The sequence below is a fragment of the Mucilaginibacter rivuli genome (genome assembly GCF_019391655.1).
Lineage (GTDB): Bacteria > Bacteroidota > Bacteroidia > Sphingobacteriales > Sphingobacteriaceae > Mucilaginibacter > Mucilaginibacter rivuli.
Window position 1 is genome coordinate 230,933 of sequence record NZ_JAHXPQ010000002.1, and the last position, 22,050, is coordinate 252,982.

The following is a 22,050-nucleotide window of genomic DNA, read 5'->3' on the forward strand; positions in this document are numbered from 1 at the left end:
ATAGTTTGATAATTGAAACTCAATAACCTAATAATTAAACAACTCAATAACTAAATGAACAACAGCATAGTTAACCGCCTTACCTCGCTGGATTACGGCATTGTGGTGGCCTATCTGGTCATCCTTATCATCATTGGCTACCGCGCCAGTTTTGTGGGCCGTAAAGAGGGCGAAACATATTTTCTGGCTAATAAATCATTAGGCTGGGCAAGCATCGGCTTTAACATGTGGGGTACCAATGTTGGTCCGAGTTTGTTACTGGCTTTTGCAACCATCGGCTATAGCACAGGTATTGTAGGAGCCAATTTTGATTGGTATGCCTTTGTGTTTTTAATGTTGCTGGCGCTGGTTTTTGCGCCGAGGTATTTGGCAGCAAGGGTAAGCACCATGCCCGAGTTTATGGGCAACCGCTACGGCGATTCTACGCGCAATATTTTAGCATGGTACGCGCTGGTAAAAATGCTCATTTCGTGGCTGTCGTTAGGGCTGTTCGCGGGCGGGTTATTGGTGAGGCAGGTGTTGGGCATCCCCATGTGGGAGTCGGTTATCGTACTCGTTTCCTTCGCGGGGTTATTCGCCTTTACCGGCGGCTTAAAAGCCATCGCCAAAGTAAACGTATTTCAAATGTTGCTGCTCATCGGCGTATCGTTAACATTGACAATTTTAGGATTAATAAAAGTTGGCGGCATATCAGCTATGTACCATGCAGTGCCGGAAAGTTACTGGAAATTAATACACCCGGCCAGCGACCCTAAATATCCATGGTATGCTATTTTGTTAGGCTATCCGGTGTCGGCCATCGCGTTTTTCTGTACCGATCAGGCCATGGTGCAATCGGTGTTAGGGGCCAAGAATTTAGAGCAGGGACAACTTGGTGTAAGTTTTATCGGTTGGTTAAAAATATTGTCGCTGCCGCTGTTTATCCTCACGGGGATACTGTGTTATATCCTGTTCCCGCATTTAAAAGACCCAAGCGAGGCATACATGACCATGGTAACCAACCTATTCCCGCCGGGAATGAACGGGCTGGTTATTGTTGTGCTTATCGCAGTTTTGGTAGGCACTATCGGTTCATCTCTTAATGCTTTGAGCACTGTGTTCACCATGGATATCTACGTAAAGAAAATTAACCCGAAGGCATCTAACGAGCAAATTATCAAGATGGGCCGGGTAATGGTGATAGTGGGTTGCTTGTTCGCTATAGGGATGGCGCTGGCTATCGATAGCATCAAAAACCTTAATCTGTTCGATGTTTTTCAATCGATATTGGGTTTTATCGCACCGCCGCTGGCCGTGGTGTTCCTGCTCAGCGTGTTCTGGAAACGTACATCCCGCAAGGCAGTAAACTTTGTATTGTCGGGTGGTTCTATACTGAGTTTGGGTACGGGTGTAATGTACCTGTGGGTATTGCCCGTAGCCACGCACCCATTCTGGCCGCATTATTTAATGCTGTCGTTTTACGTATTCGCGGTGCTGACTATTATCGCGGTATTGATATCGCTGCTCGATCCGTCACCACAGGTTTATGTAGAAGATATAAAAACTAAACACCCCTTTATTGTTACCAGCAAGGTTAAATTTTCATGGCTGCTGTTAACGCTGATCATGATAGTGCTGTATATATATTTTAATTGATTTCGGATGTTCGATTTTGATTTTTTTGATTTGAAGATTTAATAAATTATGAAGAAGATTTTTTACTTTTTATTAGCGCTTGGTTTGGTTGGGACTGACCTCGCATCCGCACAAGCGCCAAAACAAGCCACATGGATATATTATCCCGGAGATTTTGAGGTTTGGGCCAGTAACCGCATGCAAAACCGCCGTACAGACCGTGGCGCGTTTTTACCTGTATTGTGGAAAATGGACAGCCATTATGTACTGGTAGAGTTTCACCGGGATTTTGATGTTCCTGCCACTGAAGAACTGAAACTACACGTGGAAGGCATTTATAATGTGAAGATTGATGGCAAAGCTTTTGTGGGCTATCCGAAAAGTATTACCATGCCTGCCGGCCACCATACGCTAAGCCTCAAGGTATATTGCCAGGATAGGGTGCCTGCCGTTTTTGTACAAGGCAAAACCGTGGTAACTGATGCCTCGTGGCTGGTTACTTTTGAGGATAAGGAATGGATTGACGCTACAGGCAAGGTATCCGATAAATCGGGAACGAGTTACCTCAATGCCGGTGCCTGGAACTTTAACAACCCCTTATCGCCACCATCAAAATACAAACTACCTACCGAGCCGGTGAAGGCGGTAAAAACGGATAAAACTGCAAAGTCATTCTTTTTAGATTTTGGTAAAGAAACCTTTGGCTTTGTAAAACTGCATGGTTTAAAAGGCAAAGGAATGCTGCATATTTACTATGGAGAATCGAAAGAAGAAGCGATGTCGGCAGAACATTGCGAAACGTTGGATGAACTTACAATTAACGAGCCTGCCAAAAAGGACAGCGTGATGGAGTTATCCAAAGCTTTCCGCTATGTGAACGTACAGTTTGATGGCGACGTAAAGGTTGATGATGTTTCGATGCTTTTTGAATACGCTCCGCTGAATGAACGCGGCAGCTTTAAATGCTCGGATAATGAGTTGAACAAGATATACGATATATCGAAATACACGCTCCACTTAGCAACCCGGGAGTTTTTTATCGATGGGATAAAAAGGGACAGATGGGTATGGTCGGGTGATGCTTATCAAAGCTATCTGATGAATTACTATTCGTTCTTCGACTCGCCTACAGTGAGCCGTACCATGCTGGCCCTGCGCGGTAAAGACCCTGTAACCAGCCATATCAACACCATTATGGATTATACCTTTTACTGGTTTTTGGGTATCTATGATTATTACCAGTATACCGGAGATAAAACTTTTATCAAGCAGTTTTACCCGCGCATGCAAAGCCTGATGGATTACTGCCTTAGTCGTCGCGATAAAGACGGCCTGATGGTTGGCCTTGCCGGCGATTGGGTGTTTATTGACTGGGCCGATGGCCTGAGCAAAAAAGGCGAGGTAAGCTTTGAACAAATGCTGCTGTGCCGGAGTTTAGAAACTATGGCCCTGTGCGCGAAAGAAAACAACAATGCCGAAGACGCGGCTAAATATGGTGCATTGGCCGCTGATTTGAAAACCAAAATATTTAGCCTGTACTGGAATGATCAAAAACACGCGCTGGTACATAGCAGGGTTGATGGTAAACAAACAGATAATGTTACCCGCTATTCCAACATGTTCGGTATATTTTTTAATTACTTTACCGAGCAGCAAAAACAGGATGTAAAGCAAAATGTATTGCTGAATGATAACATTCAAAAAATAACTACCCCCTACATGCGCTTTTACGAGTTGGAAGCATTATGTGCCATGGGCGAACAGGGTTATGTATTAAAGCAAATGAAAGACTACTGGGGCGGCATGTTAAAGCTGGGTGCTACCTCATTTTGGGAAGAGTATAATCCTACCAAAAGTGGAGCCGATGTTTATGCCATGTACGGCAGGCCTTTCGGTAAAAGTTTGTGCCATGCCTGGGGTGCCAGCCCGATTTACCTGTTGGGTAAGTACTACATTGGCGTAAAGCCATTATCGGCGGGCTATAGCACTTACAGCATTGAGCCAAATTTGGGCGGCCTGCAGTGGATGCAGGGCAGCGTACCAACACCAAACGGCAATATTGATGTGTATTGCAGCACTACCCAAATTAAAGTAAAAGGTGATGTAGGTACAGGCACTTTGCGCTTTAGCAGCAAAACCACTCCTAAGGCAGATAATGGGACTGTTAAAAGCGTTGGTAACGGCGTTTACGAATTGGAAATAGCCAAAGGAACAGCATATACCGTAACATACTCAGGCAAATAATGCATCGTATTAAAAATTACTCGGTTTACACGGCAAAGGCTAAATTGAACAAGCCTATTGCCGATGCTACGCATACGCTGACGGAAATTTCGTTCCTGGTAGTGCGCATACAAACCGAAGAAGGTGTTGTTGGTGAATCGTACCTGTTAAGCTTCCAATACAGCCCTAATGCTATTGCCGGGGCATTGAAAGACGCTGGTGAAATGATTATTGGCGAGCAGGTGCATGATACCGTTAGGGTATTTGAAAAGCTGAACCATGCCAACGAGTATTTTGGCCATGAAGGGATAAATCGCTGGGCACAGGCGGCCTTTAATATTGCCATGTGGGATGCATGGTGCAAAATACTGGGGCAGCCGGTATGGAAAGTATTGGGCACGATCCGTACCGAAGTACCTATTTATGGCAGTGGTGGCTGGATATCCTACTCGGTAGAAGAATTGATAGGAGAGGTAAGTGATTACAAGTCGCGCGGTTTTAAAGCGGTAAAAATAAAAGTAGGCAAACCCGACTGGCGTGAAGACCTGGAAAGATTGAAACTGGTGCGGGAAGCGGTTGGTAACGATATTGAAATTATGATGGATGCCAACCAGGGGATGACGATACCCACAGCAATAGCTTTGGCCAACGCCGCCAGATCTTTAAATATACGCTGGTTTGAGGAGCCGATAAATCACACCGATTTTCAGGGTTACCAGCTGCTGCGCAACCAAACCGGAATTTCACTGGCTATGGGCGAGCGTGAGTACTCTACTTTACCTTTGCGGGAATTGTTGAGCCGTAACGCTATCGATATTTGGCAGCCCGATATTTTGCGCTTAGGCGGTGTTGAAGCCTGGCGCGACAGCGCGGCTTTGGCGGCAAGCTTTAATATACCGGTGTTACCGCATTATTATAAGGATTATGATATCCCGCTGTTGTGCACTATTCCGAACGGGGTAGGTGCCGAGTCGTTTGATTGGATAGACCCGCTAATTGACCATCCTTTGCAAATTGTAAATGGCATGGCAAGGCCGCACGACAGGGCAGGCTGGGGTTTTAGTTTTAAGGATGAGTTTTTGAATGAGATATAAGGTTATGGGTATAAAAAGTAAAGTGAGTTTTTTAGGTTTTGGGGCAATGTTTTTATTGCCTTTAGCTTTACGCGCGCAACTGGTGGATAAAACCCCGGCCGCGGTGCCCGTAGCGCCCACCATATTTAATGCCGAGCCCTGGGAAAACCCACAGGTTACTGGTATTAACCGCGATCAATCGCGCACCACTTCTTACTCGTTTAGCAGTGTGAAGGATGCCCTGACCCTGGACAGGGAAAAGTCGGGCAGGATGATGAGTTTGAACGGGATGTGGGATTTTTCCTTTGCTGAGAAACCATCAGATGCGCCGACAGATTTTTACAAAAACCGTGTACATGGCTGGAAACAGATACCCGTACCATCGAGCATGGAAATGCAGGGTTATGGCAAGCCGATATACAAAAGCGCGGTGTACCCTTTCCGCCCGGTAAACCCGCCACATGTACCGCAGGATATGAACGGTGTGGGCAGTTTTCAGCGCACATTTACCATTCCGCAAAACTGGAAAGATATGAATATCACCCTGCACTTTGGCGGGGTATCATCGGGCTTTAAGGTTTGGGTTAATGGCAAGTTTTTAGGTTATGGCGAGGATAGTTTTATGAACTCCGAGTTTAACATAACGCCTTATTTGCAGGCGGGAGAAAACATAGTTTCGGTGCAGGTGATCCGTTGGAGCGATGGTTACTTTTTGGAAGACCAGGATCAATGGCGCATGAGCGGTATACACCGCGAGGTAATGCTGCTGGCCGAACCAAAGCTGCGCATTGCCGATTTTTTTTGGCAAGGCAAATTAGATAAGGAATATAAAGACGTGCGTTTTCAGTTACGCCCGCGTATCGAGAATTTGACCGGGGCGCAGGTATACGGTTATCATTTAAAAGCGCAATTGTATGATGCCATAACCGGAGCAGCCTTGTTGGAAAAACCTTTAGACAGGAGCGTAGAAAGTATCATCAATGAAATATACCCGCGATTGGACAATGCCAAGTTCGCGCTGATGGAGGCGAATATTAAGAACCCGAAGAAATGGAGTACCGAGGAACCTAATTTGTACACGTTAGTGCTTTCGCTGGTGGATACTACCGGTAATTTGGTGGAGGCTAAAAGCTGCCATGTAGGATTCCGAAGTATCGAGTTTAGTAAGGTGGACAGCAAGCTGCTCATCAACGGAAAGGTGACTTATCTGAATGCCGTTAACCGTCCCGATCATGACCCGATTTTGGGTAAGGCGCTTACCCGTGAGATTATCGAGCGTGATGTAAAAACCATAAAGCAGTTCAACTTTAACTGTATACGCACCAGCCATTACCCGATGGATCCGTATCTGTACGACCTGTGCGACCAGTACGGCATTATGGTGATAGATGAGGCGAACCTCGAAACCCATGGTCTCGGCTCAAAACTGAGCAACGATCCGATGTGGACGGGCGCATACCTGGACCGTGTTACCCGTATGGTAATGCGCGATAAGAACCACCCAAGCATTATAATATGGAGTTTAGGCAACGAAGCGGGCCGCGGGCCAAACCATGCAGCTATGGCAGGCTGGGTGCACGATTTTGATATTACCCGCCCGGTTCATTACGAACCTGCGCAAGGCACACCACAAGCAGAGGGTTATATTGAGCCGGGTGATGCGAGATACCTTAAACCTAACGACCATTCGCACCGACTGGGCAACCCAATAGATCAACCTTATGTGGATATCATCAGTAGAATGTACCCCGGTCTGTTTACGGTACCGTTGCTGGCCAACCAGGATAACGGCGACAAGCGCCCGATATTTTTTGTGGAGTACTCGCATGCCATGGGTAACAGCAATGGTAATTTAAAAGAGTTTTGGGATGCGTTCCGCGCCAATAAACGTATCATCGGCGCGGGCATTTGGGAGTTTAAGGATCAGGGCTTGCTGAAGACCGACTCGGCAGGAGTGAAGTATTACGCTTATGGTGGCGATTATGGTGAGCGTTATTTTGATGATTTTACTATAAAAGGGATTGTAGCATCAGACGGCAGGCCGAAGGCAGCTATTTATGAGTGCAAGCACGTGTTTCAACCTGCGGAGTGTACTTTGGTTGATGCAAAGAAAGGTTTGATAAAGATCATCAATCATAATGCGGTAGCGTCGTTGGGAGAGTACCTGGTGAATTTACAGGTGTTAGAGAACGGTAATGTAGTGTCTGATAAAATGCTACCGGCCATTAACCTGCCTGCGGGTCACGATACCGTGATGAGTATTGCATCATACCTGCCAAAATTAAAAGCGGGAGCAGAGTATCTGGCCAATATCAAATTTATGCTGGCCGAAGATAAGCCCTGGGCAAGCAAAGGCTTTGAGTTGGCGCATGACCAGTTCGCGTTGACTGGCTTGGCGGTTGTGAATCCCGTAAAGGAAAATTACCCGGAATTGAGTATGATCTTAAGCAATGATGCCCCAGAATTTGGTGTAGCCGGAAAAAGTTTTTCGGTGCAGTTCAATACAGGTACAGGGGCATTAATATCTTACAGGTTAAACGGTGTTGAGCAGGTATTTGCTCCATTTTTGCCTCATTTTAGTCGGCCAGCCACAGATAACGACCATAGGGGATGGAAAGCGGACAAGAAACTTGCCGTTTGGTACAATCCTGAATTGAAGCTGATAAGTTTCAAGCAGGATATGCAAAAAGATATTTTAAAAGTAACGAGTAATTACAGCCTCATCAACAATAAAGCTACGGTGCAGGTAGTTTATACAGTTAATGGTAGTGGTGCGATAAAGGTTGATTACAGTTTAAAAGCTTCCGCCGATTTGCCAAACATCCCCAAAGTAGGGATGCAAGGCGGTATCGCGAAAAGCTATGATGATATAACCTGGTATGGCCGCGGTCCGTTGGAGAATTATATTGACAGGCGCACAGGTTTTGATGCGGGAATTTATACGTTGCCTTTAGCTCAATTTGATGAACCCTACGTAGTTCCGCAAGAGAATGGCAACCATACGGATGTGCGGTGGATGTATCTGAATGATAAAAAGAACAACGGATTGATGGTGGTTGCGGATAGCTTATTAAGCATCAGCGCATGGCCGTATACCGAACAAAATATTGTAGCCGCGCGGCATACTAACAAGTTGAAAGACGCCGGTTTTGTAATTTTGAATATTGATCTGATACAAATGGGTGTTGGCGGCAACGATAGCTGGAGCGAACAGGCGGCACCTTTGCCACAATATCAAATTACGGCTAAACCTTATCGCTATACTTTTTATATATTGCCAACCCAAATAAAACCTGCGGATGCAGGTACGCTGGCAACGAAAATTAAATTTTAATATGCGTTTTTTTGTACAATATTTTTCCCGGCCTGTAAAGGTTATTTTAGTAGTAATGCTCTGCTTCTTTGTGGTTTTTGGTGCTGTTGCACAGCATAAAAAACCAAAGAAAAAATCAAGCAGTTCAAGTTCGTCGCATAAGTCGGGTTCTTCTCATAAATCAAGTTCGAGCCATAAGTCCAAATCATCGGGCAGCAGCAAAAGCAAAAAAAGTAAGAGCAGTTCCAGGAGCAGCAAATCATCCAAAGGAAAAAAATCTAAACATAGTCGTGGGCGCAGCAGGCACCATTACCGCTCCTTTAACGATGAGCCGGACGAAAATACTTATGTACCTATCCAGCCCGTAACCGATCATTCGGAAATGCGTGAAACCTTTATTCATCCGCCCGAAGCGGCTAAACCATGGGTGTTTTGGTATTGGAACAAAGGTGCTATCAGTCGCGAAGGGATAACGCTTGATTTGCAAGCCATGAAGGATGCAGGCATAGGCGGAGCATATTTAATGACGATAAAAGGGGCAGATAACCCGCCTTTGATGAACCCGCCTGTTGAAACACTCAGCCCGCAATGGTGGCAAATGGTAAAATTTGCCATGAGCGAAGCCGACAGGTTAGGCGTAAAGATAGCCATGCATGATGCGGATGGCTTTGCAGTAGCAGGTGGCCCGTGGATAACACCGGAGCTGTCCATGCAGAAACTAACCTGGAGCAAAACCATAGTACATGGCGGGCGACAGGTTGCCGATACCCTGGCTTTACCGCCAACAAACGAAGGTTATTACCGTGATGTGGCGGTGTATGCTTATCCGCTTAAAGCGGGAGAGGATGCTACTTCCGAAAATACAGCCGTTACGGTGAGTACAAACAAAAGGGGCGAGAGTCCGCAATACCTTGCCCAAAAAGGCAATAAAAAAAGCTTTGGCAGTGATACGGCCTGCTTTATACAATATTCCTTTGCACTGCCTTTTACCTGCCGTTCAATCACCATCCACACCAATGGGAATAATTATGAGGCGCAACGCCTGGCCTTACAGATCAGTTATGATGGCGTACACTTTATCCCGTATGCTAAGCTTGAGGCTCCGCGTTCGGGATGGCAGGATGGCGATGCGCCAAATACTTATGCCATTACACCTGTATCGGCAAAGTTTTTCAGGTTTATTTATGAGAAGCCGGGTACAGAACCGGGCAGCGAAGATTTGGAATCGGCAAAATGGAAACCGAACCTGAAAATACAAGGCATCACTTTATACAGCGCGCCACAAATTAACCAATACGAAGGTAAGAACGGCGAAGTATGGCGCGTGGGCACTAAAACTACCAAAGCGCAAATACCCAATAATGAGTGTGTGCAGATGGACGAACTAACTGACATTACCCGCTTTATGGATGCCCGTGGCCGTTTGAATTGGAACGCCCCTTACGGCGATTGGGTGGTATTGCGCATGGGCCACACATCAACCGGGCATAAAAATGAAACAGGTGGTGCGGGCAAAGGTTTAGAGTGCGATAAGTTTAACCCCGATGCGGTAAAACTACAATTTAATAGCTGGTATGCCGAAGCGATACGTCAGGCAGGGCCTGATCTGGCGGCACGTGTGCTCAAAATATTTCACGTTGATAGCTGGGAGGCGGGTAGCCAGAACTGGACACCGATGTTCAGGCAAGAGTTTGCCAAACGTCGTGGGTACGATCCAACACCGTATTTGCCTGCGATGGCGGGGGTGCCTTTAGAAAGCGTAGAATTATCCGAAAGGTTTTTGCACGATGTGAGGCAAACGATATCAGAATTGCTGGTAGATAATTTCTTTCACATTATGGCCGGTTTGGCGCATGAAAAAGGCGCTGTTTTTAGTGCTGAAAGCGTTGCCCCAACCATGCTGAGCGATGGTATGCTGCATTTTAAAGAAGCTGATATACCCATGGGCGAGTTTTGGCTGCGCAGCCCTACGCATGATAAGCCAAATGATATTTTAGACGCTATTTCGGGCGGACATATTTATGGTAAACCATTGATACAAGCCGAGGCTTTTACCGAAGTACGTATGGCATGGGACGAATATCCCGGTGCATTGAAAACGTTGGCCGACCGCAATTTTGCCCTCGGTATTAACCGTTTTGTGCTGCATGTGTTTAACCACAACCCATGGCCTGACCGCAAACCCGGGATGACGCTGGATGGGGTAGGCTTGTTCTTTCAACCCGGCCAAACCTGGTGGAAGCCCGGCAAGGCGTTTATTGATTATTTGGCCCGTTGCCAAACGCTGCTGCAATTGGGCAAGCCTGTTACCGATATCGCGGTATTTAGCGGCGAAGAATTGCCAAGCCGTGCTGTATTGCCCGACAGGTTGGTGAATACCATGCCCGGCATATTTGGTGCCGATGCTGTGGCAACTGAAACCAAACGGTTACAGAATGAGGGTGAACCGATGCGTGTAATACCGGATGGTGTAACATCATCTGCAAATATGGCGGATGCCGAAAACTGGGTGAACCCTTTGCGGGGATATGCATATGATTCGTTCAATACTGACGCCTTGTTGCGATTAGCTACAGTGAAGGATGGCCGTATTGTATTGCCGGGTGGCGCAAGTTATAAGTTGCTGGTGTTGCCGGGCGCAGGCAAAATGACGCCAAATGGAGATGTAATGTCGAAAGAAGTTTTAGCTAAAGTTCAGCAATTAGTAAACGACGGCGCTACTGTATTGGTAAATGGCGTTAAGCTGCAGGCATCGCTGCAAAGCAACCGCATCATTAAAGCGCCTTTTAACGAAGAAACATTCAGTAGTTTAGGTTTGGAACGTGATGTGATCGTTACCGATACGCTGCAACAATACGCCAAAGATATTGCCTGGACACATCGTGTTACAACGGATGGTACTGATATTTACTTTATAGCCAATCAGCAGGATAACCAACGTATTATCAACCTGTCGTTACGCGTAGCCAACAAAGTGCCCGAAATGTGGGATGCTGTAACAGGCGAAACTTACCAGGCCAGCGGTTGGACGAATGAGGGCGGGCGCACCAGTTTAACCATCCGCCTTGAGCACAATGGTTCATACTTTATTGTATTACGTAACCCTGCGCACAGCGAATCGAGGAGGGGCAGGAACTGGTCGGAGTTTAAAACGGTACGTTCCTTAGATGGCGTGTGGTCCGTTCAGTTCGATCCTGCATTTGGCGGCCCTGCCGAGCCTGTTTTATTTACACGGTTGACGGATTGGAGCAAGAGCGATATCCCATCCATAAAATATTATTCGGGCACGGCAGATTATATGCAAACCGTAAAATGGAACAGTAACCTGGTTGCGCACCGCAAGCTATGGCTCGACCTGGGCGCTTTCGCGAATATTGCCAGCGTAACTATAAATGGTGTTTTTTGTGGTACGGCCTGGTCGCCGCCATATATGGTAGATATCACCGGGGCGCTGCATAACGGCTACAATAAGGTGCATGTTGAAGTAACCAACACCTGGCATAACCGACTGATAAAAGACCATACGTTGCCCGAAGATAAACGGGTTACAAATACCACAGCCCCTTTCAGGTTAGAGGGCAAACCTTTAATACCCGCAGGTTTGTTTGGCCCGGTGAGGGTAGTTGAAATAGATAAAAATAATTGACATGAATACAAGCTTCAAAATGTTTTTGGCAGCAGGTTTTGCCCTGTTGCTGAACAACCAGAACACCTCTGCGCAAAGCAATAGCCTGGTAAATACCTCGCAAAGCCCGTATGCTAAGCTGAGCGGCTTAAATATGGACAACGTGCAATGGACACAAGGCTTTTGGGCAGAACGTTTTAAGGCTTGTCGCGATTCGATGATACCGCACCTGTGGAATGTATATACCGACCCTAAACAGGGGCACGCCACGCAAAACTTTGCTTCGGCGGCCGGTTTGGATACTGCTTCGCATGTTGGGCCGCCGTTCCAGGATGGTGATTTTTATAAGCTGATGGAAGCCATGACGGCCATTTATGCTGTGAATAAAGACCCTAAGCTTGGCGCCGAACTGGATAAAACCATCGCGCTGATAGGTAAGGCGCAGCGTAAAGATGGCTATATCCATACACCAACATTAATTGATGAACATAAAAATCCCGACAAGGCAAAAGCTTTTGAAGACAGGTTAAATTTTGAAACTTACAACCTGGGCCACCTGATGACGGCGGCCTGCATCCATTACCGGGTTACGGGTAAAAAGGATTTTCTGAACATCGCCATTAAGGCTACTGATTACCTGTACAGATTTTATAAAACAGCTTCGCCGGAGTTGGCGAGGAACGCCATTTGCCCATCGCATTATATGGGTGTGGTAGAGATGTACCGTACAACTAAAGATCCCAAATACCTGGAGCTGGCCAAAAACCTGATCGACATACGTGGATTGATGAAAGACGGCACAGATGATAACCAGGACAGGATACCTTTCCGCCAGCAAACCGCTGCGATGGGGCATGCTGTGAGGGCCAATTACCTGTACGCGGGGGCTGCAGATGTTTTTGCTGAGACCGGCGATACTTCGCTTACGCATACCCTTAACTTGGTTTGGAACGATGTAGTGAACCGCAAAATGTATATTACAGGAGGCTGTGGCGCGGTTTACGACGGCGTTTCGCCGGATGGTACATCGTACCTATTGAAAGACGTGCAGCAGGTGCACCAGGCTTACGGTCGTGATTTTCAATTGCCCAACTTTACTGCGCATAATGAAACCTGCGCCAGCGTGGGCAATGTGTTATGGAACTGGCGTATGCTGCAATTAACAGGCGATGCCAAGTATGCTGATATTATGGAACTGACTTTGTATAATGGGATGCTTTCGGGTATTAGCCTTAGCGGGACTAAATATTTGTATACCAACCCCTTGAGCGTATCGGATGATATGCCTTTCCAGCAACGCTGGTCGAAGGATAGGGTGAGTTATATTGGCTACTCGGATTGCTGTCCGCCGAATGTGGTACGTACCATTGCCGAGCTGGGTAGCTATGTTTATAGCCTGTCGGACAGGGGAATATGGTTTAACCTGTATGGGGGCAATAACCTCGCTACCACGCTAAAGAATGGCAGTCCATTAAAGATAAGCGAGCAAACAGATTACCCATGGAACGGGCAAATTAAGTTTACGGTAAACGAGGCCCCTGAATCTGTGTTCTCGATGTTTTTCAGGATACCGGGCTGGTGTAAAGAGGCTAAATTGAATATAAACGGCAAACCCGCAGGATTGGTAACCTTAACGCCCGGAACTTACGCCGAACTGCGCCGCAAATGGAGCACCGGCGACCAGGTAGAACTAAACCTTGCCATGCCGGTAAACCTGATTGAAGCCAATCCGTTGGTTGAAGAAACCCGTAACCAAATAGCCGTAAAACGCGGCCCGATGGTATATTGTGTGGAATCGGCAGGGATACCAAAAGGCGCTAAGGTGCTGGGCTTGTCGCTCTCAGAAAATGTTGACCTGAAGCCGGAGAAGATAGTTATTGCGAATAGTAATTTGGTGGGATTGAATGGCAAAGCCACCGTTAAAAATACGGTTTGGAAAAATCAGCTTTACAGGGATGTGAACAGCAAAGATGTAAGCACAGTGAATGTGCAACTGATCCCTTATTTTGCCTGGGGTAACAGGGGGCATGTGGAGATGGAAACGTGGATACCGGTGAGCAAGTGATGTAAGATGGGAGAGGTAAGATGTGAGCTTGATTTGACTTGAGAATGCCGCGGAAAATTCGTACATTGTATGGATTAAAGGATGGGGAGCAAATGAGAGGAAATAAATCTTACTTTTCCGCCTTGCTACCTATCGTCGTGGTCACAAGCGTGACGCTTGCGCCAGCGAAAGGATTAATTTAAGATCCTCATAAATCCCTGGGTGTTTTTTCGCGTCATTGCGAGGCACGAAGCAATCTTCGATAGAAAGGTATGCGATAGGCGTTAAGCGTTATGTCTGGCGTGAATGTAATGTTTAGGATTGCTTCGTGCCTCGCAAAGACGTGTTGATAAAACACCCATAAATACCCTTGTTTTGGCTTAAGTGGTACACTGACGTAAATGAAGGTAAAAATATCAAATTGGTAAAATTTGGTGTAGAATTTAATTGAAAATACCCAAGAATACCCAAGGATACCCATCATTTTCAGGATTTGTATTGCGAAAATGGCAAAATAGTTAAAGCTTATTTAGCATATTGACCACATCCTTCATCCGATTTTTTGGGGTGATTTTCAAGTCGGTTACCTTGCCATTCTTAACCGTCCCTTCAACAGTAGTTTGGTAAGGAGCATGAAATTTGAAGTGGGCATCCCAGGTTTTGGGCCAGGCGGGGAAGAGGATGATCTTTCGGCCATTGGTTTGAAGGAGCATTTCCTGCAGGCCTATCATGCCGCTGCCGCCCCAATTATGGTCGGGTGTCCAATCGAAGCCCGGCCCCCAGAAGGCGGGGAAACGGCGACCGGAGTCTTTCAATTTGAGGGTAGTGAGGCGCGCGGCTTCATCGGTTAAGCCTAAGTCGGCGGCGAAGATGTTATCCTGCTTCCAACCTACATGGCTGCGGAATTTGACAGCATTAGTATCCAGTTGGTAGGTGTTGATGGCCGTTTGCAATGCGGTTTTACCCACGCCGTAGATGTGCCATGGGAATACGGGGTACAGTTGTGGTGATTCGGTGTTATTAAGTCGCTCCCATGATTTGGCAGGGGCGATGGTTTGTTTGCCTTTGAACTCCGCCAGGCTGATGGGTGGTATCTGCGAAAGCATGGTGCGCCATTTGGCTTTGCTGGCAGCGTTTAAATAGCCATTTGGCAATTCGAGGATACGGCTTAAGATGGTCTGCAATGCCGCGATGGTGCTGGTTGAGTTGCGTGCCATCTTGAAGGTTTCGGCTGCTGAGCCGGGATAAAGGATGAGGTGCCCGTTGGTATCAAGCGGCTTTTCGCCACGCTGGTGGGCAAGATACTCGTAATGTTCTTTATAAAAGGTGAGGCAGCTTTCGATGAAAGGAATGTATTGGTGGATGTCTTTGCCTGAGTATTGCTGCACATCGAGCATCATGAGGCAGAACTGGAAAACGGTGTCCCATTCGTATTCGAGCCATTTGTTGTATTCCATGCCTTTATCAAAACCAGCAGGACGTTTTTTGCCGTATTCAGCGTAGTTAGGCAGGCCAAAGTTTTCGAGTTGCTCAACAAAATTGGCCCCGGCGTGGTTCCAGTAAAAGCGGCTGCGCAGTTCGGCATTGCCAAGCGAGCGCAGGTAAAAATCGAACTGGGGTTTCATCATATCCCCGTCGCCGTTTTTGATCATGGGGAAATACACTAACCGTTGGTTTTGCGCCGTCATCAAACCACCGCCCCAGTTACGGAAATCGGGTGTGAATTTGAAGGTGGTATCCATCAAAACCGGGTCGTAAGTAAACAGGCCGCCGTTAAATTTGGTAGGGTATTGCCCGTAGGCATTGCAGCCGAGCATGTACCGGAACAGCTGGTAATTGCGACCAACCTGCCATGGTTCGTTATCGGGTTGTACCTTGCCGGGATGAATATTTACAAAACTGCGCTGCCAGTATTGGTGCCACCAGTTGAGCGTTCTTTTATTTGCCGTAGCTGCCGTCTTAGCTTTTTGAATAACTTTATTCAAACCCAATCGCCAGGTTTTAACATTGGGGGTTTGTTGCGTGTAAAGACAAACCTGTAACTGTTGCTGGTTAACAGGCTTAGCGCTTTTAAGTTGCCATGCTTTGAAATCGGTACCTGCGTAAGTGCCGGTCGCATTTCCACTTGCAACCATATTGTCCCCGCTAAGGGAACCGCCAAACGTAAGATTTTTGAGCGGGTTGAACATTTGGCCCTTTACAGATTGCATGAACTGCTCATTAACCGTCGCGTCGAACATGGTACTATCACGGTTGTGGTGATAGAATTGAACGGTGTTGCCCGCAAAGCTGACCGAGTCGGAATAAGTAGTGGTTATAGGCGACGCGGCAAATTTCCAGGAGCTTTGGTTGTTCTCTTTGCCTTTCATCTGCCTGTCGCGGTAACGCCAACTTTCGTAGGCGGCTTGCGTGGTGATGGGTTGATTGCTCTTGATGCTGAGATGCACTACGGGTTGAAAGACATCCACCCAAATGTTGACCGAAGCCGAAAGCTTACCATCGGCACCAGTTATGTTGATACAGCCATCGTGTAAAACCAACTCCTGCTTAAAGTCTTTTCCCGCAAAGGGGTTAGGGCTTAGCTTTACGCGAAGACGGCCTAATTTGAGCATGGTGTTATTCTCATCGAACGTGCCGCTTTTGCTGAGGTAGATGAGCAGGTCGCCGTTCTCTACCCAAACATTAAGGCCAATATCGCCGCCACCGCAGGGCATGCTTTCGGCCGAGCTTTTGCTTTGGCTGGTCCAGGTTACATTATACCTGCCTAACTCCGTTTGCGCGAACAAACGGGAGGAGGCCAGTATAAACGCCAATAGCAATATGGCTCTTCTACTGCGCATCGTTATAATCCCAATCGTCGGTACGGAAAGAGGAAACCGGCAGGCCATCGGTGCCAAACAATTCGCCCATCACATAATCGCGGAAAGCGTAACGCACGGCTACGGGTTGCTTCACATCCGGCGAGGTTACCGTGATAGAGCTGCCGCCTGATATGACCGCCTTGGCGGGATAAAAGTGCTTATCGGTACCTGCTATCTCGAAGGTGGTGAGTTCTTTGAAATTGGCGGTGATGCCATTAAACGCGTTCTTGAACTTGATGATGGCCTGGTCGTTCTTAATGGTGAGGTTATCGTAAGCCGGGCTTTCAAAACCAAAGCCTTTTAGTCCGTATGTTTTAGCCAGCGCCAGCAAACCCATGCGCTCGCCACCCTGTTGTTTATGCGGAGGGTGAATGGTGGCCTGTTCGCCGATGTCCATCAATACGGCCATGCCAGTGTTGGGTATCTTGTCGGCTTGCAGTCGTTGCACATCGCGTACAAAGGCCGAGTTGTATTTGCCGCCTTTGTTAAAGGGTTTTAGTTGCGCGTAATCGTACGGTGCTATCTGGCAATAATAGAAAGGAAAATCACCCTGGCCCCATTGCTGGCGCAGCATGCTCACGAAAGTTGGGAAAAGCTTGCTGTATTGGGTGGGTTCGCTGTAGTTGGATTCGCCTTGGTACCAAATGGCTCCTTTAATGCCATAACCCATAACGGGAGAAAGCATGCCGTTGTATAAGGTGGTAGGGGTGCGGCTTACCTCTTTAATGGTGTCATTTGGGGCAGGCACTTTAATTTCGGGGAAGGCGCCCAATGTTTTGGCATCCATCCATGCCTGTATAGATGAGCCGCTATAGCTGCAGTTGATGAGTCCGACAGGTACGTTAAGCATCTTGTTCAGCATCCTGCCAAAGTAATAACCTGTAGCGCTGAAATCGGATACCGACTCCAGGTTGGCCTCTAACCATTTGCTTGTTTTGGCATCCTGCTGTAATGTTGTTGTTGATGCACGAGGCACGGTAAACAGGCGGATGTTCTTATTCTCGGAGTTGAGGATGGCTTCGTTAGAGCCATAGTTGGGTTGGCCTTTGTAACCTTTCATCGGCAGCTCCATATTCGATTGGCCGGTGCAGATCCAAACCTCGCCGATGAGGATATTGCCGAGGGTAATGGCTTTACCATCGCTAACAGTGAGCGCGTACGGGCCGCCTGCTTTTGGCGTAGCTATTTTGATGATGAATTTTCCATCGGCACCAGCTGTGGCCTTATATATCTTTTTATCCCAGGTATTGGTTAAGCTGATGATGGCCGCTGGTTTATCCCAGCCCCAAACCTGCACGGTTGATTGTTGCTGCAGCACCAGGTTATCGGTAAATAAAGCTGCCAGTTTGGGTTGTGCATTTGCCAGCTGACTAGCCAGACAAAGACATATCAGGCTTAAAAGCATAGCCGGACTTTTAATGGTGTTCATATAATAAGCAGAATAATGGTTTATTGGTATTGTATCAAATTTATAGTATTATTTTCTATAAGTTGATGGCTGGTACTTAAATAGGATAATATTGTATAGTGATGTGCTAAGTTGTTTTAGTGATGCCTTGCAAATGCCCGATACATTAGCCTATAATTAAAAACCAATATAAGCTAAACACATCATGAAGAAAAGCATTGTACTTTTACTGATGGTTACGGTATTTGCCGTATTGCCAATATTTACTTTCGCACAAAATAATGGTGATGCGAAAACTAAACCCGCCGACGGGAAATCAAAAGGCGACCCGGATGTAAGGGCTGCTTCGTTTGTTGCTGAACTACACCTGAGCGATACGGCGAAGGTAAACCGTGTTACTAAACTGATTATTACACACCTCACCGCTGTGCGCGACTGGAATAATACCCACGATTATACCCTGGTACCCGAAGGTATGAACCCCATTACAGGTAAGGTGTTTAATAAACTGGAGCGCCAGGTGATCATTAACTCAACCATACCCAAAAGTGTACACGAAAACCTGATGGCCGGATTGAGAAAAGACCTGACAGATGACCAGATAGAAGTAATACTGGATAAATACACTATTGGCAAAGTGGCCTTTACTATGAATGGTTATAAGTCGATTGTGCCGAACCTGACGAAGGAAGACGAAGCTGTGATATTGACCAACCTGAAAGCAGCCCGCGAGCAGGCTATTGATTATAAGAATGTCGACCAGATATCAACCATTTTTAAGATCTACAAAACCAAAATAGAAGCTTATTTTACGGATAGCGGCCGCAACTGGCATGCCATGTATAAAGCATATGCCGATGCGCAAAAAGCAAAGAAAGCGGCAGTACCTGATGCGAATTAACTGAGGTTGATGTGAATACTTGTCAGTAAAGTAACAGATTTTGGGTGTTTCTTTGGCATTTTGCTTTTTTGTTGCTAATTTGGGCTAACATTAACTCATTAAACGCACAATGAAAAAAATCACTTCCCTGGCCATGCTGTTGCTTCCCGCAGTAGCGGTACTGGCACAATCTGGCGCATATACTTTAAAGGGTTCGGTAAAGAACGTTAACGCACCTGCAAAAGCTTTTTTACTTTACTCTGCTGATTCGCAAAATATCACAGATTCGGTAAATATTGTAAACGGCACCTTCGAGTTTAAAGGTACTATACCTGCTGCTGTAAAAGGTAGTTTATTGATAGGGCATACCGGCGAAACCCTTGCAGCTTTGCGAAGAACAAGGAACGTGGACTTGTTAGGTTTATATATTGAACCGGGCTCTGCTGAAATTAGCGGAACAGATTCTGTTTATAATGCCACTATATCAGGCTCGCCTTTAAATAAAGATAACCAAAAGCTTAATGCAGCGTTAAAGGCTTCTAATGATAAAATGAAAGCGCTTTATGCTGAGGAAACAGCAGTACCTAAAGATAAGCTTACGCCCGAAATGAGCGCCGCTTTTGATAAAAGGGAAAATGATATTGATGCCGAGAAAAAAGTGATAGCCGGTAAATTCATTAAAGCAAACCCCGCGTCGCAGGTGAGCTTGGATAATTTGCAAACTGTTGTTGGATATTATCCTGAAGCGAGCGATCTTGAGCCTATATTCAATGTGCTTTCGCCTGCACTTAAAGAAAGCAAAACAGGTAAACGCTATGCAGAGATGATACCTAAATTAAAATTGGTAGCCATAGGAGCACAAGCGCCCGAGTTTGCGCAAAATGATAAAGATGGTAAAGCTATTGCCTTATCATCATTTAAAGGAAAATATGTATTGATCGATTTTTGGGCATCATGGTGCGGTCCTTGCCGTCGTGAAAACCCGAATGTTGTAAAAGCTTTTAACCAATTCAAAGACAAAAACTTTACCATTTTGGGTGTATCATTAGACAGGCCAAACGGAAGGGAAGCATGGCTTAAAGCCATTGAAACTGATGGTTTGAACTGGGCGCAGGTATCTGATCTGAAATGGTGGAAAAACGAAGTGTCAACACTTTACGGTGTTCAGGCTATCCCGCAAAACTTTTTGTTAGATCCTAATGGCAAAATCATAGGTAAAAACCTGTTTGGCCAGGCATTGGTTGATAAGCTAACCCAGGTAACTACGCCATCGGGTAGCGGTAAAACTACTCCTCAAACAATGGAAAAATAAGCTGAGGTTTTTATGATGAATAAGATATTAAAGGGTCTGATGACCCTTTTTTCGGCTTTAGCCGTACAGGTAAGCTTTGCACAGCAGGTAAAATTAAGCCCTAATGTGAAACAAGCTTTTGAAACAGTAAAAGCTGATGAAATAAAGGCAGACATTGCCTACCTGGCTGATGATAAACTGCAAGGCCGAATGCCAGGCACAGAAGGATACCAAATGGCTGTTGATTACGTGATCGGGCGATTAAAGTTGCTTAAAGTTATACCTGCCGGCGAGAATGGAACTTGGCTGCAAACAGTACGCCTACGTAAGGCAACAACTCAAAAAGGCGCCACAGCAACATTAACCAACGCGGGCGATGTTACTTTAACAGTAGGCAAAAATATATCAATAACACCTAATGCCGAACTGGCTGATGTTAATGTTAGCGGTCAGCTTGTATTTGCAGGGTATGGGGTAAGCGAACCTAAATTAGGTTACGATGATTATGCGGGCATTGATGTTAAAGGGAAGGTTGTATTAATAACCCGTGGTGCACCGGATGCTTTTCCGTCGTCGGTTATGGCGCATGTTTCAAATGCCACCACAATTTTAAAAACTGCTACTGAGCATGGCGCGATAGGCGTTATTATTGCATTGGCCGATACTTCGGGCAGGTTTCCCGGTATCGCTAACCGCCCTGCATATAGTGTAATGGATGCTAAGGGTAAAGTTTCAGTGTCGCGCAGTTTTTATTCTATGCAAGTGAAATTATTTGGTAACCTTGACAGCAAAACGTTTGGGGACCTGATGAAACAGGAAGGTAAAGACCTGAAAGATGTATTGTCGCTCATCAAATCAGGCAAAACGCAATCATTTGATTTGAAAGCAGGTATAAATGCTGTTTATCATTCTGATTATAAGGACATGCTGAGCTATAATATTATAGGGAAGATAACGGGTTCTGATCCTAAACTAAAAAATCAATATGTAGTACATAGCGCGCATTTGGATCATTTAGGTTTTGGTGTACCCGTACAAGGCGACTCACTTTATAACGGGGCGCATGATAATGCTTCGGGTGTTGCCAGTTTATTGGGCATAGCCAAAGTTTATGCTAACATGAAAGTAAAACCTAAGCGCTCCATTTTAGTGGTAATGGTAACCGGCGAAGAAATGGGCGACCTGGGATCGGGGTATTTTGCAAAATACCCAACTGTGCCTAAAGCAAGCATGATAGCCGATGTAAATACGGACATGCCTACTATTATTGCGCCACTGCTGTCTATTACTGCTTTGGGGGCTGAGCATTCATCGCTCAGCAAACAGGTTGATCAGGCTGCCAAATACATGGGAATAACAGTCGAGCCCGACCCGGAACCAAAGCAGGCCCGTTTTACCCGTAGTGATCAGTATAGCTTTGTAGTACAGGGTATACCTGCCCTGCACGTAAAATACGGGAATAAAACCGCCGATGGTAAAAATAACCTTGCCGATATTGTTGCCCCATGGCGCGCTAAATACTACCATAAGCCCCAGGACGATATTAATGGGGTATTTGATTTTGATGCCGGAAAGAAATATGCCCAGCTCAACTTTTTGATAGGATACCTAATAGCAAAGGATGTTAAAAAGCCGGTTTGGAACAAAGACGATATCTTTAGCACACCTGCAAAAAAGTAAACCCAATGCAATTTTTATGATACAAATTCTTTAAACCA

The 22,050-nt window shown here is 46.2% G+C and carries 11 protein-coding genes; 9 read left to right on the top strand and 2 right to left on the bottom strand.

The annotated features are described in order from the left end of the window. The first annotated feature begins 54 nt into the window (after positions 1 to 54). Genes KXQ82_RS04885 through KXQ82_RS04910 form a run of 6 tightly spaced genes read left to right on the top strand, consistent with a single transcriptional unit; the run spans position 55 to position 13,913 of the window. Positions 55 to 1,635 carry a sodium:solute symporter family transporter gene (locus KXQ82_RS04885; protein ID WP_219487038.1) on the top strand — a complete coding sequence of 527 codons (1,581 nt, stop codon included), beginning with the start codon at positions 55 to 57 and terminating at the stop codon, positions 1,633 to 1,635. 48 nt (positions 1,636 to 1,683) lie between these two features. Then, positions 1,684 to 3,858, top strand: a complete 2,175-nt coding sequence (locus KXQ82_RS04890; RefSeq protein WP_219487039.1) for an alpha-L-rhamnosidase-related protein — start codon at positions 1,684 to 1,686, stop codon at positions 3,856 to 3,858. Beyond that, positions 3,858 to 4,931 (top strand): mandelate racemase/muconate lactonizing enzyme family protein, encoded by a 1,074-nt coding sequence (locus tag KXQ82_RS04895; protein WP_219487040.1) that lies wholly within the window; start codon positions 3,858 to 3,860, stop codon positions 4,929 to 4,931. Before KXQ82_RS04890 ends, KXQ82_RS04895 begins: the two co-directional genes overlap by 1 nt. Continuing rightward, positions 4,921 to 8,244 (top strand): glycoside hydrolase family 2 TIM barrel-domain containing protein, encoded by a 3,324-nt coding sequence (locus KXQ82_RS04900; protein ID WP_255563446.1) that lies wholly within the window; start codon positions 4,921 to 4,923, stop codon positions 8,242 to 8,244. The genes KXQ82_RS04895 and KXQ82_RS04900 overlap by 11 nt, the downstream gene beginning before the upstream one ends. 1 nt (position 8,245) lies before the next feature. Beyond that, a complete protein-coding gene (locus tag KXQ82_RS04905) occupies positions 8,246 to 11,869 on the top strand; it encodes a glycosyl hydrolase (RefSeq protein WP_219487041.1) in 3,624 nt (1,207 codons plus the stop codon). A gap of 1 nt (position 11,870) precedes the next feature. Continuing rightward, positions 11,871 to 13,913 (top strand): aceric acid hydrolase, encoded by a 2,043-nt coding sequence (locus KXQ82_RS04910; protein ID WP_219487042.1) that lies wholly within the window; start codon positions 11,871 to 11,873, stop codon positions 13,911 to 13,913. Between the two features lie 497 nt (positions 13,914 to 14,410). Here KXQ82_RS04910 and KXQ82_RS04915 read toward each other — a convergent pair whose 3' ends face one another. Continuing rightward, a complete protein-coding gene (locus KXQ82_RS04915; protein ID WP_219487043.1) occupies positions 14,411 to 16,732 on the bottom strand; it encodes a DUF5703 domain-containing protein in 2,322 nt (773 codons plus the stop codon). Further along, positions 16,722 to 18,182 (bottom strand): sialate O-acetylesterase, encoded by a 1,461-nt coding sequence (locus KXQ82_RS04920; protein ID WP_219487044.1) that lies wholly within the window; start codon positions 18,180 to 18,182, stop codon positions 16,722 to 16,724. The genes KXQ82_RS04915 and KXQ82_RS04920 overlap by 11 nt, the downstream gene beginning before the upstream one ends. Positions 18,183 to 18,366: 184 nt before the next feature. Between KXQ82_RS04920 and KXQ82_RS04925 the strand changes: the two genes are divergently transcribed. The 3 genes from KXQ82_RS04925 to KXQ82_RS04935 all read left to right on the top strand — a co-directional run bounded on the left by KXQ82_RS04925 (position 18,367) and on the right by KXQ82_RS04935 (position 22,012). Further along, entirely contained in the window at positions 18,367 to 19,062 is a 696-nt protein-coding gene (locus KXQ82_RS04925; protein ID WP_219487045.1) for a DUF3826 domain-containing protein, read from the top strand. A gap of 109 nt (positions 19,063 to 19,171) precedes the next feature. Continuing rightward, on the top strand, positions 19,172 to 20,353 hold the full coding sequence (locus KXQ82_RS04930) for a TlpA disulfide reductase family protein (protein ID WP_219487046.1): 1,182 nt from the start codon (positions 19,172 to 19,174) through the stop codon (positions 20,351 to 20,353). 12 nt (positions 20,354 to 20,365) lie between these two features. Next, complete coding sequence (locus KXQ82_RS04935) at positions 20,366 to 22,012, top strand: M28 family peptidase (RefSeq protein ID WP_219487047.1); 1,647 nt, start codon at positions 20,366 to 20,368, stop codon at positions 22,010 to 22,012. Positions 22,013 to 22,050 lie beyond the last annotated feature (38 nt).

Coding starts and splice junctions, on each gene's coding strand:
- KXQ82_RS04885 (WP_219487038.1), top strand. CDS start 55: ATGAACAACAGCATAGTTAACCGCCTTACCTCGCTGGATTACGGCATT.
- KXQ82_RS04890 (WP_219487039.1), top strand. CDS start 1,684: ATGAAGAAGATTTTTTACTTTTTATTAGCGCTTGGTTTGGTTGGGACT.
- KXQ82_RS04895 (WP_219487040.1), top strand. CDS start 3,858: ATGCATCGTATTAAAAATTACTCGGTTTACACGGCAAAGGCTAAATTG.
- KXQ82_RS04900 (WP_255563446.1), top strand. CDS start 4,921: ATGAGATATAAGGTTATGGGTATAAAAAGTAAAGTGAGTTTTTTAGGT.
- KXQ82_RS04905 (WP_219487041.1), top strand. CDS start 8,246: ATGCGTTTTTTTGTACAATATTTTTCCCGGCCTGTAAAGGTTATTTTA.
- KXQ82_RS04910 (WP_219487042.1), top strand. CDS start 11,871: ATGAATACAAGCTTCAAAATGTTTTTGGCAGCAGGTTTTGCCCTGTTG.
- KXQ82_RS04915 (WP_219487043.1), bottom strand. CDS start 16,732: ATGCGCAGTAGAAGAGCCATATTGCTATTGGCGTTTATACTGGCCTCC.
- KXQ82_RS04920 (WP_219487044.1), bottom strand. CDS start 18,182: ATGAACACCATTAAAAGTCCGGCTATGCTTTTAAGCCTGATATGTCTT.
- KXQ82_RS04925 (WP_219487045.1), top strand. CDS start 18,367: ATGAAGAAAAGCATTGTACTTTTACTGATGGTTACGGTATTTGCCGTA.
- KXQ82_RS04930 (WP_219487046.1), top strand. CDS start 19,172: ATGAAAAAAATCACTTCCCTGGCCATGCTGTTGCTTCCCGCAGTAGCG.
- KXQ82_RS04935 (WP_219487047.1), top strand. CDS start 20,366: ATGATGAATAAGATATTAAAGGGTCTGATGACCCTTTTTTCGGCTTTA.